The sequence below is a fragment of the Dyella mobilis genome (assembly GCF_016904945.1).
In the GTDB taxonomy this organism is placed as follows: Bacteria; Pseudomonadota; Gammaproteobacteria; order Xanthomonadales; family Rhodanobacteraceae; genus Dyella_B; species Dyella_B mobilis.
In genome coordinates this window covers 503,947-521,661 of the sequence record NZ_JADIKF010000038.1, presented here as the reverse complement: position 1 = coordinate 521,661, position 17,715 = coordinate 503,947, and the positions used below count along the sequence as shown (strand labels likewise).

Annotated in this window: 10 protein-coding genes and 1 riboswitch; of the genes, 5 read left to right on the top strand and 5 right to left on the bottom strand. The window is 63.1% G+C overall.

Annotated features, from left to right (window positions below; translation table 11 throughout):
- Nucleotides 1-58 precede the first annotated feature (58 nt).
- From eda to zwf, 4 genes are all read right to left on the bottom strand, one after another.
- Entirely contained in the window at nt 59-703 is a 645-nt protein-coding gene (eda, locus tag ISS99_RS09960; RefSeq protein ID WP_204631450.1) for a bifunctional 4-hydroxy-2-oxoglutarate aldolase/2-dehydro-3-deoxy-phosphogluconate aldolase, read from the bottom strand.
- A 37-nt stretch (nt 704-740) separates the two neighbouring features.
- A complete protein-coding gene (gene edd / locus ISS99_RS09955; RefSeq protein WP_204631449.1) occupies nt 741-2,552 on the bottom strand; it encodes a phosphogluconate dehydratase in 1,812 nt (603 codons plus the stop codon).
- Nucleotides 2,553-2,675: 123 nt separating this feature from the next.
- Nucleotides 2,676-3,371: a 6-phosphogluconolactonase gene (gene pgl, locus ISS99_RS09950; RefSeq protein ID WP_284343758.1), complete on the bottom strand. Its 696-nt coding sequence runs from the start codon at nt 3,369-3,371 to the stop codon at nt 2,676-2,678.
- A complete protein-coding gene (zwf, locus tag ISS99_RS09945) occupies nt 3,371-4,858 on the bottom strand; it encodes a glucose-6-phosphate dehydrogenase (RefSeq protein WP_204631448.1) in 1,488 nt (495 codons plus the stop codon). The genes pgl and zwf overlap by 1 nt, the downstream gene beginning before the upstream one ends.
- Nucleotides 4,859-5,047: 189 nt before the next feature.
- Between zwf and ISS99_RS09940 the strand changes: the two genes are divergently transcribed.
- Nucleotides 5,048-5,800 (top strand): GntR family transcriptional regulator, encoded by a 753-nt coding sequence (locus ISS99_RS09940; protein ID WP_204631447.1) that lies wholly within the window; start codon nt 5,048-5,050, stop codon nt 5,798-5,800.
- Between the two features lie 225 nt (nt 5,801-6,025).
- A complete protein-coding gene (locus ISS99_RS23255) occupies nt 6,026-7,681 on the top strand; it encodes a histidine phosphatase family protein (protein ID WP_239537821.1) in 1,656 nt (551 codons plus the stop codon).
- A 40-nt stretch (nt 7,682-7,721) separates the two neighbouring features.
- Here ISS99_RS23255 and ISS99_RS09930 read toward each other — a convergent pair whose 3' ends face one another.
- Nucleotides 7,722-8,168 (bottom strand): cupin domain-containing protein, encoded by a 447-nt coding sequence (locus ISS99_RS09930; RefSeq protein ID WP_204631446.1) that lies wholly within the window; start codon nt 8,166-8,168, stop codon nt 7,722-7,724.
- Nucleotides 8,169-8,315: 147 nt separating this feature from the next.
- A riboswitch (cobalamin riboswitch) is annotated at nt 8,316-8,539 on the top strand.
- A 132-nt stretch (nt 8,540-8,671) separates the two neighbouring features.
- On the opposite strand from ISS99_RS09930, the gene ISS99_RS09925 reads away from it, so the two are divergent.
- The 3 genes from ISS99_RS09925 (at nt 8,672) to ISS99_RS09915 (ending at nt 17,710) form a co-directional block, all read left to right on the top strand.
- Entirely contained in the window at nt 8,672-10,591 is a 1,920-nt protein-coding gene (locus ISS99_RS09925; RefSeq protein ID WP_204631445.1) for a TonB-dependent receptor domain-containing protein, read from the top strand.
- 554 nt (nt 10,592-11,145) lie between these two features.
- Entirely contained in the window at nt 11,146-14,313 is a 3,168-nt protein-coding gene (locus ISS99_RS09920; protein WP_204631444.1) for an efflux RND transporter permease subunit, read from the top strand.
- A 226-nt stretch (nt 14,314-14,539) separates the two neighbouring features.
- A complete protein-coding gene (locus ISS99_RS09915; protein ID WP_204631443.1) occupies nt 14,540-17,710 on the top strand; it encodes an efflux RND transporter permease subunit in 3,171 nt (1,056 codons plus the stop codon).
- The last annotated feature ends 5 nt before the right edge of the window (nt 17,711-17,715 follow it).

Below are 17,715 nucleotides of genomic sequence, written 5' to 3'. Positions count from 1 at the left end.
ATACGCCAGAAGTCACTGTGCCGCCACCTGCGCGTGCAGGTGCGGCATCTTGTGTTCTTCAGCCGCGCAGAGCTGCGGCCTCGCGCGCCAATTGCTCGATGCCCGCCCAGTCGCCGGCCTTCAACTTGTCGCCCGGGGTGAGCCAGGAGCCGCCCACGCAAAGCACGTTGGGAAGGCCGAGGAAATCCTTGGCCGTTGCCACGGAGATACCGCCGGTGGGACAGAAGCGGATCTGCGGCAGCGGGCTGGCCCAGGCGCCGAGCAATTTCGTGCCGCCAGCGGGAACCGCCGGGAAAAACTTGAGATGGCGATAGCCGCGCTCGAGCATGTTCATCGCTTCGCTGGCCGTCGCGACGCCGGGCAGCAGCGGCAACGCGCTGTTGTCGGCGGCGGCGAGCAGGTTAGGCGATACGCCCGGCGATACGGCGAAGCGCGCACCGGCCTGCTCGGCGGCGTGCAGATCCTTGGCCGTGAGGACGGTTCCCACGCCGACCACGGCGCCTTCCACTTCGGCAGCGATGGCGCGAATGGCGTCCAGTGCCGCAGGCGTGCGCAGCGTGACTTCGATCGCGGGAATGCCGCCGGCCACCAGCGCGCGCGCCATCGGCACGGCGTGGCGGGCGTCATCGATGATCACCACCGGGATGACCGGCGCCAGACGCATGGTGGCTTCGACGTGCTGCTGCTTTGTTTCGATGTTCATGGCGTAGCCTGAATGTTGCGACTCGTGGAGATGAGGTTCAAAGCACGCCGGCGCCGAGATCGGCGGCCGTCGCGTTGCGGCGGAACATGCCGAACAATTCGCGCCCCATGCCGCGCTGATGCCGCGAAAGGTCTTCGATGGCCGGCGTGCGGTCGGCGAACTCCGCCGCGTCGACCATCACTTCCAGCTGGCCGTGGACGGCATCGACGCGGATGATGTCGCCGTCGCGGATCTTGGCGATCGGGCCGCCATCGTCCGCTTCCGGTGTGACGTGGATCGCCGCCGGCACGCGACCGCTGGCGCCGGACATGCGCCCATCCGTGACCAGGGCGATGCGATGGCCGCGATCCTGCAGCACCGACAAGGTCGGCGTCAGCTTGTGCAATTCGGGCATGCCGATCGCGCGTGGACCCTGGAAACGCACCACAGCAATGAAATCGCGATTGAGTTCGCCGCGGTCGAAGGCGCGCTTGATGTCGTCCTGGTCGTGGAATACCACGGCCGGTGCTTCGATCACCAAGCGATCGTCGGGCACGGACGAGACTTTGATCACCGCGCGGCCGACATTGCCGTGCAGCATGCGCAAGCCGCCGTCGGGACGGAACGGTTCGTCCGCGCCGCGCAATACGCCGCGGTTGCCGCTCTGCTTGAGCACCGGCGTCCAGACCAGCTCGCCGGCCTCATTCAGCGACGGCACCTGGTTGTAATCGGCCATGGTGCCGCCGGTAATGGCGCGGGCGTCGCCGTGCAGCAGGCCGGCGCTGAGCAGTTGGTCGATCAGGAAGCTCATGCCGCCGGCATCGTGGAATTGGTTCACGTCGGCATAGCCGTTGGGATAGACGCGCGCCAGCAGGGGTATGACGGAGGACAGTGCGTCGAAATCTTCCCAGCGCAGGGCGATGCCGGCTGCCTGCGCCATCGCCACCAGATGCAGCAGATGATTGGTGGAACCGCCGGTAGCATGCAGGCCGATCACGCCGTTGATGATGGCGCGCTCGTCGATGATGTGACCGATCGGCAAGTTTTCCCCGTGCTTGCCTAGCGCGGCGCAGCGGCGCACGGCTTCGGCGGTAAGCGCATCGCGCAGCGGCGTATCCGGCGCAACGAAGCTTGCGCCCGGCAGATGCAGGCCCATGATCTCCATCAGCATCTGATTGGAGTTGGCTGTGCCGTAGAAGGTGCAGGTGCCGGGGGCGTGATAGGCCGCGGCTTCTGCTTCCAGCAATTCCGCGCGTCCGGCCTTGCCTTCGGCAAACGCCTGGCGCACTTTGGATTTCTGTTCGTTGGTGATGCCGCTGGGCATCGGACCGCTGGGCACGAACACTGCCGGCAGATGGCCGAAACTCAAGGCGCCGATCAGCAAGCCCGGCACGATCTTGTCGCAGATGCCCAGGTACAAGGCGCCGTCGAACATGTCGTGCGACAGCGCCACTGCCGTGGCCATGGCGATCAGGTCGCGCGAGAACAGCGACAACTCCATGCCGGCACGGCCTTGGGTGACGCCATCGCACATCGCCGGCACGCCGCCGGCCACCTGTGCGGTAAAGCCCGACTCGCGCGCCACTTCGCGGATGTAGGCCGGGTAGCGCTCGTACGGTTGATGCGCCGACAGCATGTCGTTGTACGCAGTGACTATGCCGATATTCGGCACGTGTCCTTCGCGCAAAGCCGCTTTGTCCTGCGCGCCGCAGGCGGCAAAGCCATGCGCGAGATTGCCGCAGGAAAGGCGCGCGCGGTGCGTGCCTTCGATGGCGGCGCCATTGATGTGGTCCAGGTAGGCGGCGCGCGTATCGCGGCTGCGTTCGCGCAGGCGTTCGGTAACTTCGGCAACGACGGGATGCAAACTCATTTCAAACTCCAGCCAGGCGAACCCGGCGTTGACGCATACAGTGCTTGGATGGTGTGGCCGTCATTCCCGCACGTGCGGGAATGACAGCCCCTTCTGCAGCAAGTCCGGAACGCGGCAGCCGCATCACGGGCACCAATAGATATCCAGCGGCCGGCCCGCGCGCAGCACACTGGCGATGGGCAACTTGCTGCCCGGCTGCTCCGCCTCATCCAGCACGATGCGCTTGTCATCGCCCTGGATGTGCAGATACAGCGCCTTGGCCTGCAACAGTTCGCGCAGCGTAAAGGTGATGCGTGGCTCGCCCGCGCCCTGCGCACGCATCGGCAGCACCACAGCGGTGTTGGACACGTCGAGCGCTTCGTCCAGGCGATCACCGCCAGGGAAGAACGATGCCGTGTGGCCATCCGGCCCCATGCCCAGCACCACCACGTCGAACGGCAGCTTGAGTGCGCCCACGTGCGTGCGCACCTCGGCGATACCGGCCTCCGGGGTCGCCGCTTCCACATACAAGGGCACGAACTGGGCATCGGCCGCTTTGTGCTGCAGCAACGAGGCTTCCACCATGCGCGCGTTGGAACGCTCGTCGCTGTCGGGCACCCAGCGCTCGTCGACCAGAGTGACGGTAACGCGCGACCAATCCAGGATTTCGTTGGCAAGCGCTTCGAACAGGCGCTTGGGCGTGCTGCCGCCAGAGACCGCGATCAGCGCTTCGCCGCGCGCTTCGATCGCGGCACGCAACTGGCCTGCGATGCTGGCGGACAAGGCGGTAGCGAGGCCCTGCCCGTCTTCGAAGGCGCGAAATTTTTGCTCGTCGGACACTATTCGTAATCCTCGTCCCAGGTGCGTCCGTCGCGCTCGATCAAGGCCACCGCGGCACTCGGCCCCCAGGTACCGGAGGTGTACGGACGCGGCGCTTCGCCGCTGGCCGCCCAGGCCGCCAGGATGGGATCGGCCCAGCGCCATGCCGCCTCGACTTCGTCGCGGCGCATGAACAAGGTGGGATTGCCGCGCACCACGTCCAGCAACAGGCGCTCGTAGGCATCGGGCTGCTGCACGCCGAACGCTTCGACAAAGCTCATGTCCAGCGGCACGTGACGCAGGCGCAAACCGCCTGGGCCGGGATGCTTGATGGTGAGCCACAGCTTGACGCCCTCATCCGGCTGCAGGCGCAGCACCAGGCGGTTCTGCGCCAGCGGGCCGGCGGAAGCGGTGAAGATCGAATGCGGCACGGGCTTGAACGCCACCACAATTTCCGACACGCGCTCGGCCAGCCGCTTGCCGGTGCGCAGGTAGAACGGCACGCCGGCCCAGCGCCAGTTGCCGATCTCGGCCTTGAGCGCGACGAAGGTTTCGGTGTTGGATTTCTCGACCTTGGACTTGCTGTCCGCATTCAGGTCTTCGATGTAGCCCGGCACGCTCTGGCCTTCGGCCGCGCCCGCGCGGTACTGGCCGCGCACGGTGAGCTGGGCCGCGTTGCCCTCGTCGATCGGCTTGAGCGCGTGCAGCACTTTGAGCTTCTCATCGCGCACCGCGTCGGGCGAAAGCGAAGCGGGCGGCTCCATCGCCACCATGCACAACAGCTGCAGCATGTGGTTCTGCACCATGTCGCGCAACGCGCCGGCGTGGTCGTAATAAGGGCCGCGGCGGCCCACGCCCAGCGTTTCGGCCACGGTGATCTGCACGTGGTCGATGTGGCCGGCGTTCCACAGCGGTTCGAACAAGGCATTGCCGAAGCGCAGCGCCAGCAGGTTCTGCACCGTTTCCTTGCCGAGGTAATGATCGATACGGTAGGTCTGCGATTCGGCGAACACCGCACCGACGTCGTCATTGATGCGGTTGGCGCTGGCCAGGTCGTGGCCGATCGGCTTTTCCAGCACCACGCGCGACTCGCCCTTGTTGAGGCCGTAATGGCCCAGGCGCTGGCAGATGTCGACAAACAGGTCCGGCGAGGTGGAGAGGTAGAACACCCGCACGTGGCTGGGGCATTCGCCCATCAGCTTGGCGAAATCGTCCCAGCCCTCGTCCTTGCGCGCGTCCAGCGGCCGGTAGTGCACCATCTTGAGGAAGGCGTCCAGCTTGTCCGGCTTCGATTGCGCCGCACCGTTAAGCGTCGCGCGCACCTGCTGGCGGTAGCCGTCGTCGTCGAGGGCTTCGCGGGCCACGCCGACGATGCGGCTGCCGTCCTGGATCTGGCCGTCAACGAAGCGGTGGAACAAGGCAGGGAGCAATTTGCGCACGGCCAGGTCGCCGGTGCCGCCGAAAATCACCAGATCGAACAGATCGACCGGTTGAGCAGGTGCAGTCACAACTCACCTCTAGAGAATGCTGGCAGCCACGGGCGTGCGGCCGCCGGGGAGCTTTGATCGTACCAATGACATACCAGGCAATACCAGTGTTTTGTGCATTGCAATCGTATGCAAATTTTTCCTAAGCCGACGGGGCCCTGCGGGGGTGACCCAGTTGTCCCAGTGGTTCCTCATTGGTATTGTGCGGCTATGCAGAATGCCTTGGCCGACGAATACCGGCGCCTCAGCCGCGATACCAGCACCCACCAGCCGCTGGCTTACCTGCGGCTGCGCCGGGCGATCCGTAACGTGATCCAGCACCGGGACATCGAACCGGGCCAAACCTTGCCCAGCGAACGTGATTTATCGCAGGCCTTGGGTTTGTCCCGCGTGACGGTGCGCAAGGCCATTTCAGGTTTGGTTGAGGAAGGCCTGCTGACGCAGCGCCACGGCGCCGGCACATTCGTGGCCGAGCGCATCGTCAAGCCGATGTCGCGGCTGACCAGCTTCACCGAAGACCTGCGCGCGCGCGGCCTGCATCCGCGTTCGGAGTTCTTCGAGCGCAGCGTGGGCGAAGTGACGCCGGAAGAATCCATGGCGCTGAACCTGTCGCCCGGCGTGCTGGTGGTGCGCCTGCACCGCGTGCGCTACGCCGAAGACGAGCCGTTGGCGATCGAGCGCACGGTGGTGCCCGCCAGCATCCTGCCCGACCCGCACGAAGTGCACGATTCGCTGTACGAGGCGCTGGAAAAATACGATTGCCGCCCGATCCGCGCCTTGCAGCGTCTGCGCGCCGTATTGCTGGGTGCGCGGCAGGCCCGCTTGCTGCACGTCACCGCCGGCAGTGCCGGCCTGCACATCGAACGGCGCGGCTTTCTCGAAGACGGTCGCGTGGTCGAGTTCACCACCTCCTGGTATCGCGGCGACATCTACGATTTCGTGGCCGAGTTGCAGACGGACTAAGCACAACCGAGATTTCCCGATAGTGCGCGACCCAGGCTCGTCGTCATCGTGCGACCGATGTCTTCGCCCCATGACTTTCCTTCTTGCATCTTCATCGTCCTAAACGCTGTCAGGCAATGCCTTCGATCTGCGTGAGTTCATCGTTGTAACCATGTCCGTGTCGACAGCGAATCGCTGCCAGACCAGCACGGAAATCTGGTCGCAACATCGAACAGGAAGAACACGATGACGATTTATTTTGTTCGCCACGGCGAATCGCTCGCCAATGAGCAGAACTACTTTGCAGGGATCCTGGACTCTCCGCTGACGGCGCTGGGCCGGCGCCAGGCTCGGGAAGCGGCGGCACGCATCCGCAAGCTTCACGTGGACTTCGATGAAGTACACATCTCGACACTCGGACGCGCACGAGAAACTGCGCGCACCATTCTTGGCGACGATCTTGCACCGCGCGCAAAAATCGTCTTCAGCGACGCGCTGATTGAACGCGACTTCGGGGTATTTGCAGGCGAAAACAAGACACTGCTGAAGAAGGCTCTCGGCTACGAACGCTTCGATCACTTCATTCACAGCAAGGACGGCCAGCCTCCCTCCGGCGAGAGCTGGATGGACATGTATGAGCGCTGCAAGGCGTATCACGAGCAAGTGCTCGCACCACTTGAGCAAGCCGGCAAGCACGTGCTGGTGGTCGCCCACAAATACATCGTGGAGATGTTCGCGCTAATCGCTTCCGGACGCACGCCATCGGAATATATCGATTTCAAGCTACCCAATTCCCATCCGCTGTCCTGGAATGACCTCACCGCGCTGACGGCAAGCAGCTCGTCCGTGCTCAACCACGTGGCCGAACACGTGGAAATCCACCTGCCGCTGTGGACGCTCGGCGCGGCGCTGGCGGGCCTGGTCATGGCGCTGTCTGGCGCGGCGTTGCCTGGAGCGTGGGTCGATGCTGGCATTCTGGCGCTGCTGGCCGTCAATGCTTTCTTCCTGGCGCTGCGCATCGAGACCGGTGTGCTCGATCCTCGCAAGGGCTCGCACACGGTCAGCCTCGTTGTATTGATCGCACTGCGGCTGCTGGTTTGCGGCTTGCTGATGTTCTATTTCAACAAGTCGTGGGTGCATCTGGTCGGCCTGTTGCTGTTGATGCCACCGGCTTTTTCTGTTCCCACTTTCTCGCTCTCTCGCGGCGGCGATTATTTCTTTGCCGCGCGCAACACCTTGTGGCTTTCGATCCTTTCTCCGTTCGCGCTAATCGCCGTGGCATGGTTCGATCCATGGATGACGACGGATATCCACGGCTTGCAGCGCTTTGCGATCGTCTTGCTGGTGGCCATGGCCGCTCCCATCCTGCTGGCGCAGAGCTGGCGTCGCTCCCAGCCGATCCGGGCTGGCAGCATCAGCACGAACTGGGGCTGGATTGGCTCGGCGGCAACGATTCCCTTGGCGTTCCTGGCGGTTGCCAATACATCCAGCCCCACTCTGATCACCGATCTGTGGCTGGAGGAATGGCATGCTTATGTCTATCTTCTGAGTCCGCTGGCCGTGCTGATGTTCGTGCGGTTCGGCAGCATGCTGTATGTGCAAATCCACGCGCGATTCAGCCATAACCGCATAGCCTCGTCCATCGCCAGCGATTTGCACCTGATGCAATCGCTGCCGAATATCTTTCTGTGGTTCAGCCTGCTTACCCCGTTCTATCGGATGGACTACTCCGCACTGATCGTGGGAACGATGCTTGGCTTCTTCGTGTTTGCCTTTATCGACGATGCCATCGTGGTGGCGCGCTTCCGGTCACGTATCAGATCCAAGATGGAAGCGGCCTCTGGCCATGCATCCATCACGCCTCGAAATGCCCCACGTTCCATGGCCGACGCGACGGCCTAGCGACAGCAAAGGCACACGGAAGTGCTTTTCGCGGCCAGGCTCATCGCTCCACGACGGTGATCGGCGTTCCTTCCACCCCTGCATAGAACACCAGCAGTAGCGCCGATTGATCTTCGGTGTAGCCCAGGTGCGACTGATTGACCGTCTCCGGCAACACATCGCCCGTCTTCAAGTGAAGCTTCTTGCCATCGCTTTTCTTTTCCACGGTGAGTTCGCCAGTAAGCACATAAGCGGCATTGATCACGGGATGGCTGTGCCAGGGAAGCGAGGTATGCGGCGGTATGTAGATGCGCAACACAGATATCTGCGGCTGCCCGGCCGGGTAGGGTTTGTACCGATCGCCATCCCAGGCCCGGGTGGTTTGCAGCAGAACTTCGGATATCGCCGCCTTTTCGGGTGGTGCGACTTCTTTGGCCAGCACCACGCTGAAGGCAAAAAGCGCCACCGCTGCCAAGCCACAACACGCCTTCCATTCGTGGGGCGACATAGTTCCGTCTCATTCCGTTGCTGAAATGTCCCAATGGTGCACAAGCCTTCCGCGAAGGTAATTCGGACTGACCGCAAAGCTTGCGAAACAGGTGCAACGGGCGCCACCCGGCGACGCGCCATTTGCGCGCGCTGACTGCAACTAGTTAAGATCGCGTTTGTTTCGGGTGTCCCCTGGCCTAGCTGAGGGGATGAAACGGGAAGCCGGTGCGCTGTATCGACAGCAAGGCCGGCGCTGCCCCCGCAACGGTAAGCGAGCGTTTCACGAACGATCACACGCCACTGTGCTCTGCATGGGAAGGCATCGTTCGACGGCATGCACAAAAGCAGCCACTCGCGAGTCCGGAGACCGGCCCGATTCGATGGTTCTGGCGACTCGCGGTGGGCGGGGCTCGGATCGCGTGCTCCGGCTGCTTTCGCCCGCCCGCCATTCCGTCCCCCGCACCGCTGGTTCGCCGGCTTTTTTATTCACGCCGCGCGGGGACGCTCGGCAGGGGAATCATTATGTCGTTGAAGAAAACTGCCCTGGCAGCCGCATTGCTCAGCCTCGGATTGGCCGTCCAAACCGGCCACGCCCAGACGGTCACCGATCAGAACAACACGCTGCAAACGGTGATCGTCACGGCGACGCGTACGGCCATCACCGAAAACCAGGCGCTTGCTTCGGTTACCGTGATCACGCGCGAAGACATCGACCGCCTGCAGCCGGCCACGCTGACCGATCTGTTCAACGGCTTGCCCGGCATTTCGGTCGCCACCACGGGCGGACTCGGTTCGGCAACGTCGCTGTATGTGCGCGGTACCAATCCCAACCACGTGCTGGTGATGATCGACGGCGTGCGCATTGGCTCGGTCAGTCTGGGTTTGACGGCGCTGGAACAAATCCCGGTCGATGCCATCGATCGCATTGAAATCGTGCGCGGCCCGCGCGCCAGCCTGTATGGCTCGGATGCGATTGGCGGCGTGATCCAGATCTTTACCCGCCACGGCCAATCGAATGGCGGCATCACGCCTTCGGCGCAGGTCACCGGCGGCAGCCACGGCTATGTCAACGGCCAGGCCGGCGTGTCCGGCGGCGATTCGCATCTCTGGTACAACGCCAGCCTCGGCGGCGAATACACCGGCGGCATTCCCAACTGCCGTATGGGTGCGGCCGAAGCCGGCGTGGCCTGTTTCGTGGACGATCCCCGCAACGACGCGTATCGCAACTGGAACGGCTTCGCCAATTTCGGCTATCGCTGGGATAACGGCACGGAACTGGCCTTCGACTGGATGCGCAGCAAGAGCGACGCGGAATACGCCGGCAGCCCTTACGTCGGCAACGACGCGCTCGAAGAGCAATATGTCGCGGGTGCGCGGCTGAGTTTCAGCCCGCTGGAGATCTGGAAGGTCACGCTGAATGCCGGTCAGAGTCGCGATTACGACAACACGTATTACGAAGGCACCTATTTCGGCCAGTATTACCCGCGCATGGCGACGGGCTATTTCAATTCGCGCCGCAATCAGGCCTCCTGGCAAAACGACATCACCCTGACCAGCAACCAGTTGCTGTCGGTGGGCGTGGATTACCAGCAGGAACACATCTACAGCGATACCGCCTTCCAGGAGACCACGCGCGGCGACACCGGCACGTTTGCGCAGTACCAGGGCACGTTTGGCCAGAACGAAGTCCAGGTTTCCGCGCGCCACGACCACAACGATCAGTTCGGCAACCACAACACCGGTGCCGTGGCGTGGGGGTATCACTTCGATCAAGGCCTGGTGCTGTCGGCCAGCTATGGCACCGCGTTCCATGCACCGACCTTCGATGACCTGTATTTCCCGGCTTTCGGCGGCGTGCCTACCGCCAACCCGGACCTGAAACCGGAAACCTCGCGCAGCGCGGAAATCGGCCTGAACCAACAGCTCAGCAACTGGAACTGGGGCGTCAACGTCTACCAGACGCGCATCAACGACCTGATCGTGCTCGATGCCGAACAAAACTACGTTCCGTTCAACCTGGGCCGCGCACAGATCCGCGGCATCGAAGGCCAGTTCGGCTTCAACCTCGACGACTGGCGCGTGCAGAGCTACCTGACACTGATGCAACCGAAGGACGACGATGGCGGCCCGGACAACGGCAACCTGCTGCCGCGCCGACCCAAGCAGACCGCGCGCGTGGACGTCGATCGCAGCTTCGGCAAATTCAACGTCGGCGCCACTTTCTTCGCCTCCGGCAAGCGCTATGACGATGCTGCCAACACCTATCGCATGGGCGGCTACGCCACCACCGACTTGCGCGCCAGCTACACCTTCGCGCCGAGCTGGCAGGTGGAAGCCAAGCTGGCGAACGTGTTCGATCACAACTACGAAACGACGTACTACTTCAACCAGCTGGGCCGCACCTGGTACCTGACGTTGCGTTACAGCCCGTCCATTCATTGATCTTCCGGCGCCTTGAGCGCCTGCCCGTTCACTCGCTCCCTAGGGCCTGTTAGCACTATTTTCGTGGCTCGCGCCGGGAGCTGTTTGCGCGCCAATCAAGGAAGAGTGAGGGAGTGTACGTCCGTACACAACCGAGCGATGACGCAGGATGGCGGGCAAACAGACCCGGCCCGTAGGGTTGCCGTTGAGTGGCCGCCATGCGGCAGCGCGCGGCACCGGCTTGGCAGCCAGCCAAGTCAGTGCCACGCACTACCACCTGACGTCCACTCAACGACAACGCGGGCTACGAAAATAGTGCTAACAGGCCCTAGCAGGGAGCGGGTGAAGGCCGCATCCACGCCACGATTCCCAGGTGATTGGGTTCCGCAACGGAACTAAATCGCCAAGCCGCGGACCATATCCGGTCCCGTGCCTTCCGGCAGGGCCGGACTTCAGGCACATTTACGCGGCGCCTATGGAGGGTATGAAGTGGTTATGGAACCTACTCACGATTTCTCGCGACTGCTGCCCGTGCCTGGCCTACGCCGAACTGACAACGGCGCAGGGGCACCGGCATGAATATCTTTGCGCCGATCATCCGCCGTCCCGCGGGTACCTCGCTGCTCGCCATTGGCGTGGTGATCGCCGGCATTTGCGCCTACATCCTGATTGGATTGGCGGCCTTTCCGTCGCTGGAGTTTCCCGGCGTGATGGTGGCGGCGTCGATGCCGGGTGCCAGTGCGCAGACCATGGCCTCGACCGTCACGGCGCCGCTGGAGCGCCAACTGGGCCGCATTCCGGGTGTCCAGGAAATCGACTCGCAAAGCGACGACGGCGCCACCCAGATCCAGATCATGTTCGACAGCGGCACCAACGTCGACCGGGCCGCCCGCGACGTGCAGGCCGCCATCAACGCCTCCCTGCCGCAGCTGCCGCAGCAAATGGCTTCTTCGCCACCGCAATATTACAAGTTCAATACATCGCAAATTCCCGTCCTACTGCTTGAGGTGACCTCCACCAGCATGTCGCCGGACAAGCTTTACGACCTGGCCGACACGTTCATCAAGCCGGTGGTGTCGCAAATCGACGGTGTCGCACAGGTGCAGGTGCAGGGCGGTGCGCCGCACGCCGTGCGCGTATCGCTGAACACCGCCGCCTTGACCGCCAAGGGGCTGACCTCCAATGACGTGGCGAACACCTTGCGCGCCGCCAATGTCACCTCGCCGCAGGGCCTGCTGTCCGACGGCGTAAGCCAGATGACCGTCACCGCCAACGATGCCTTGCAGACCGCCAGCGATTTCCGCTCGCTGGTGATTGCAAACAAAAAGGGCGTGCCGGTCTATCTCTCGGATGTCGCCAAGGTGGAAAACGGGCAGCAGGATGCGTATCAGGCAGCCTGGTTCAACAACCAGCGCGCGGTGATGCTGAATATTGCCAAGCGACCCGAAGCCAACTCCGTGCAGGTGGTGAAGAGCATCAAGAGCTCCATCCCGCGGCTGAAGGCGCTGCTTCCTGCCGATGTACAGATCACGCCGATTTTCGACCTTACGCCCTCCACCACCTCGGCCCTGCACGAAGTGGAAATCGCGCTGCTGCTCAGCATCGTGATGGTGGCGATCGTGATGCTGGTGTTCCTGCGCCGCGCACGGCCTACTTTCATTGCCATGGTCAGCGTGCCCCTGTCGCTGGCCGGCGCGTGCGTGGTGATGTTCGCCTGCGGCTTCACGCTCAACATGCTGTCGCTGATCGCACTGGTGTTGTGCATCGGCTTCGTGGTCGATGACGCCATCGTGGTGATCGAAAACATTTTTCGCCACATGGAGCGGGGTACCGAACCACTGGAGGCCGCACTGATCGGCGTGCGCGAGATCGGCTTTACGGTGATCTCGATCACCTTGTCGCTGATCGCCGTATTCGCGCCGATGTTGTTCGGCAACAACGGGCTGGTGACGGTGATGCGTGAATTCTCCGTCACGCTGATTTCCACCATCATCATTTCGGCGGTGGTGTCGCTGACGCTCACGCCGGCGCTGTGCGGCCGCTATCTCAAGCAAGAGCGGCCGGGCGAACACGTGCCTAGCCGGTTCGAGCAGTTGGCCGAGCGCCTGGACCGCTGGATGCTTGCGGTCTACGAGCGCAGCCTGCACTGGGCCATGCGCCATCGACGCATCATGCGCTGGCAGCCGCCGATCCTGCTGGTGTTGACTGGCGTATTGGCCTTTGCGGTCGTCAAGACCGCGGGCGGCGGCTTCATGCCCAAGAGCGATTCGGGCATCGCGCAGGCTTTCCTGGTGGCCGACGCCAACGTCTCGCCCGAATTGCTGGCCAAGCGCACCCAGGCTGTCTACACCGCCATCCTGGCCGATCCGGCGGTACTGGATGTGGCCAGCTTCCTGGGCGGCAACGGCGGCAACGGTTCGGTAGGCAACCAGTCGTCGTTCTTTATCGATCTGAAGCCCTTGGGCAGCGGACCCAACGATCGCCGCGATTCGACCGATACGGTGGCGAACCGCCTCAGCGACCAGTTCAAGAAGCTGACCGATGTGCAGGTTTCCGTCACCGGCCTGCAACTGTTCGGCAACAACGGTCCGTCATTCGGCGGTGCGAAGGGACAATACTCGTTCAACCTCACCAGCAACAATGGCGACCCGCTGCAGGGCCCCACGCTGGCGCTGGCGCAGCAACTGCGCAAGATGAAGCAGTTCCGCGACGTTACGACCAGTTTCGACAGCATCGGCAAGCAACAGATGATCGAGGTGGATCGCAATGCCGCGGCGCGCCTGCAGGTGACCATGGGGCAGGTCGACCAGGTGCTGTTCGACGCATTCGGCCAGACACCGGTCTCCACCATTTACTCGGACATCAACCAGTACCAGGTGATCCTGGTGGCCGACAATGCCAACTCGCTGCGGCCGGATACGCTGTTGAACCTCTACGTGCGCAACAACCAGAACCAGATGGTGCCGCTATCGGCGTTCGCGCACATCAAGCCGTATATCGCACCGATGGAAGTGCAGCACTACAAGCAGCTCGAGGCGGCGTCGATCAACTACAACCTGGAAAAGGACGTGACGCAGAGCGACGCCTTGCAGCTCATCAGTGTGGCCATGCTCAACGCGCACATTCCACCCGGCATCTCGCAGCAGTTCACCGGTGATAACCAGAAACTTGCCGAAGCGGCCACCAACTCGATCTTCCTGCTGATTGCCGTGATCCTGGTGATGTACATCGTGCTCGGCATCCTGTACGAGAGCTTCATTCATCCGCTGACGATTCTTTCCACGCTGCCTGCCGCCGGCATGGGTGCGTTCCTTGCCATGTTAGTAACGCACACGCAGATGACTATCATGTCGGTTATCTCGGTGCTTATGCTGATCGGCATCGTGAAGAAGAACGCGATCCTGATGGTGGACTTCGCCCTGGTCGCCGAACGCGAACACGGCCTCTCGCCGCCGGAGGCGATTCTGGAGGCGGCGCTGGTGCGCTTCCGCCCCATCACCATGACCACGCTGGTGGCGATGGGCGCTGCGTTGCCGCTGGCGGTCGGCTTCGGCATCGGTTCGGAAATGCGCCAGCCGCTTGGCATCTCCATTCTGGGCGGCCTGCTGGTATCGCAGTTGCTGACTTTGCTCAGCACGCCGGCCATCTACCTGTGGCAACACGACCGGCGCGAACGCAAGGCCAAGCGGGCGGAGCGACGCCGCCTGCGCCGCTTGGGCAAGCAGGCTGCGGCATCATCCTGAATCGGTTTTGCCACGCGGCATTCACCTGAAGGAAACATCCGGCCCGTCACGCGTATCGCCCTTTGGCGATACGCGTGCTCAAACCATCTCTACCTAATGGCACGGTTGGACGAAAGGCACATTTGCGCCGTGGCCGATCAGGGTATGAGGTGCGCATGGATATGTTCTCTTCGCCCTCTCTGTTTCGACGCGCCCGATATCGCGGCGCGTATCGCTGGACCCACGCGTGAATATTTTCGAGCCCGTCATCCGCCGACCGATCGCCACGTCTTTGCTGGCGATCGGCCTGGTCATCGCCGGATTCTGCGCCTACCTGGTCCTTGGACTGGCTGCGTTTCCGTCGATACAATTCCCCGCCGTCACCGTGCAGGCGCTCTTGCCGGGTGCGGATGCGCAGACGGTGGCGTCCACCGTCGTCGCGCCGCTTGAGCGCCAGTTTGGACGGATTCCCGGCATCCAGCAGATGACCTCCGATGCCAATCCGGGCGGCACGCAGATCCAGATCCGTTTTGACACCTCGCGCACCGCCGACAGCGCGGCGCGCGACGTGAACGCGGCCATCAATGCGGCGATCCCCGACCTGCCGCCGGTGATGGCCTTGTCGCCGCCGCAATTGTTCAAGGCCGACACTACGCAGATCCCGGTGTTGCTGCTGGCCATGACCTCTTCCAGCATGGCGCCGGACAAGCTCTACGACCTGGCCGACACCTTGATGCGGCCGGCCATCGCGCAAATTCCCGGCGTGGCACAGGCACAGCTCATCGGCGGCACGCCGCACGCCGTACGCGTTTCGCTCAACGCCGCGGCCCTCACCGCGATGGGACTGACCGCCAATGACGTGGCCAACGCCTTGCGCGCGGCCAACGTCAGCTCGCCGCAGGGCATCCTGAGTGATGGCACCACGCAAATGACGGTGAGCGCCGACGACGGACTGATCCGCGCACGCGACTTCGCCAACTTGGTCATCGCCAATCAGAAAGGCGTCCCGGTGCGGCTTTCCGACGTGGCCACGGTGACCGACGGCCAGCAGGACGCCTATCAGGCCGCGTGGTTCAACAATCAGCACGCCGTGATCCTGCAGGTGATGAAGCGCCCGGAGGCGAACGCCGTGCAATTGGCGCAGAGCATTCGCGACACGGTGCCGCGGCTGGAAGCGCTGGTGCCGGCCGACGTGCGAATCAACCCGATTTTCGATCTGACCGACTCCACCAAGTCGACGCTGCGCGAAGTGGAAGTGGCACTGCTGCTCAGCGTGATCATGGTGGCGTTGGTGATGCTGGTTTTCCTGCGCAGGGTGCGCCCGACCCTGATCGCCACGCTGAGCGTACCGTTGTCGCTGGCCGGTGCCCTGGTGTTGATGTACGCGCTCAACTTCACCCTCAACATGCTGTCGCTGATCGCGCTGGTACTGTGCATAGGTTTCGTGGTGGACGACGCCATCGTGGTGATCGAGAACATCTACCGACACATGGAACGCGGCGCCGATCCCATGGAAGCCTCGCTCAACGGCGTGCGGGAAATCGGCTTTACGGTGATCTCGATCACCCTCTCGTTGATCGCGGTATTCGCTCCGATGGTGTTCGGGCACAGCTTCATGGTGATGCTGATGCGCGAGTTTTCCGTCACCCTGATTGCCACCATCGTGATCTCCGCGCTGGTGTCCCTCACGCTTACGCCTGCGCTATGCGGCCGTTACCTGGTGCGGGAGGAGGGAAGCAAGCAGGCGGGCAAGCTTGAAATGGCGGTGGAGCGCTTCGACCGCAGCCTGCTGCGCATCTATTCGGGTGCGCTGGACTGGGCCATGCGCCATCGCCGCATCATGCGCTGGCAACCTCCGCTGCTGTTGATTCTCACCGTGGTGCTGGCGATGGCAGTGGTCAAGACGGCAGGCGGCACCCTGATGCCGGAGGGCGACACCGGCAAGATCGAAGCCGACCTCGTAGCCGATGCCAATATTTCGCCCGCATTGCTGGCCAAGCGCACGCAGGCGCTGGAAGCCTCCATGCTGACCGACCCGGCGGTGCTCGACGTCACCTCGTTCCTGGGCGGCAACAACACCAACGGCGCGGTCTCGAACGAGGCCACCTACTTCATCGACCTCAAGCCGCGCGGCGACGGCCCGGGCGAGCGTTCGGACCCGGCGGACAAAGTCATTGCGCGCCTCAAGGCGCAGTACCAAAAACTGGCCGACGTGCAGCTATCGCTGACCAACATCGGCTTCTTCAATAGCAACTCAAGCAACAAGGCCAAGGGTAAATACGACTTCGACCTGACCAGCACCACCAGCCAGGCCCTGCAGGGACCGACCCTGAAACTGGCCCAGGTGATGCGCACGATGAAGCAGTTCCGGGACGTCAGCACCAGCTTTGACAGCATCGGCAAGCAACAGATGCTGCAGGTGGATCGCAACGCCGCCTCGCGCCTGCAGGTGGACATGGGTCAGATCGACCAGTTGCTGGCCAACGCCTTCGGGCAGACGCCGGTGTCGGTGATCTATTCGCCGCTCAACCAGTATCAGGTGATCCTGACCGACGACAACGCCGGCTCGCTGAACCCGCAGACGCTGCTGGGCATGTACGTACGCAATAACCAGAACAAGATGGTGCCGCTGTCGGCCTTGGCGCACGTGCGGCCGTTTATCGAACCGATCGATATCCAGCATTACAACCAGCTCGAATCGGCGACCATCAACTACAACCTGGCGGACGGCGTAACCCAGTCCGATGGGCTGAAGCTGATCGATCAGGCCATGCTTGCCGCGCAACTGCCGCCTGGCGTCATGAAGAAATTCACCGGCGACAACCAGCAGCTGATGGAAGCGGCCACCAACGGCGCGATCATTTTCATTGCGGTGATCCTGGCCATGTACATCGTGCTGGGCGTTCTCTACGAAAGCCTGATTCACCCGCTGACCATTCTTTCCACCTTGCCGGCAGCCGGCATGGGTGCGTTCCTGGCGATGCTGGTTACGCACACGCAGGTGTCGACCATGTCGGTGATTGCGGTGCTGATGCTGATCGGCATCGTGAAGAAGAACGCGATCCTGATGGTGGACTTCGCCCTGGTGGCCGAGCGCGAGGGCGGGCTCACGCCGCCCGAAGCCATCCGCGAGGCGGCCCTGGTGCGTTTCCGGCCGATCACCATGACCACCCTGGTCGCCATGGGCGCCGCACTGCCGCTGGCGCTTGGTTTCGGCATGGGCGCTGAGATGCGCCAGCCGCTGGGCATCGCCATCCTCGGCGGACTGTTCGTATCCCAGTTGCTGACCTTGCTCAGTACGCCGGCGATCTATTTGTGGTTGCACGATCGACGCGAACGCAAGGCCTTGCGCAAAGCCAAGCGCGTGCACAAGCGCCGCTTGCGCGCGCTTGGCGGACAGGCCACGGTCAGCGAGTGAAGCCG

Excerpts from the sequence above, each read along its gene's own strand:
- eda (WP_204631450.1), bottom strand. The coding sequence starts at position 703 with ATGAACATCGAAACAAAGCAGCAGCACGTCGAAGCCACCATGCGTCTG.
- edd (WP_204631449.1), bottom strand. The coding sequence starts at position 2,552 with ATGAGTTTGCATCCCGTCGTTGCCGAAGTTACCGAACGCCTGCGCGAA.
- ISS99_RS09940 (WP_204631447.1), top strand. The coding sequence starts at position 5,048 with ATGCAGAATGCCTTGGCCGACGAATACCGGCGCCTCAGCCGCGATACC.
- ISS99_RS23255 (WP_239537821.1), top strand. The coding sequence starts at position 6,026 with ATGACGATTTATTTTGTTCGCCACGGCGAATCGCTCGCCAATGAGCAG.
- ISS99_RS09930 (WP_204631446.1), bottom strand. The coding sequence starts at position 8,168 with ATGTCGCCCCACGAATGGAAGGCGTGTTGTGGCTTGGCAGCGGTGGCG.
- ISS99_RS09925 (WP_204631445.1), top strand. The coding sequence starts at position 8,672 with ATGTCGTTGAAGAAAACTGCCCTGGCAGCCGCATTGCTCAGCCTCGGA.
- ISS99_RS09920 (WP_204631444.1), top strand. The coding sequence starts at position 11,146 with ATGAATATCTTTGCGCCGATCATCCGCCGTCCCGCGGGTACCTCGCTG.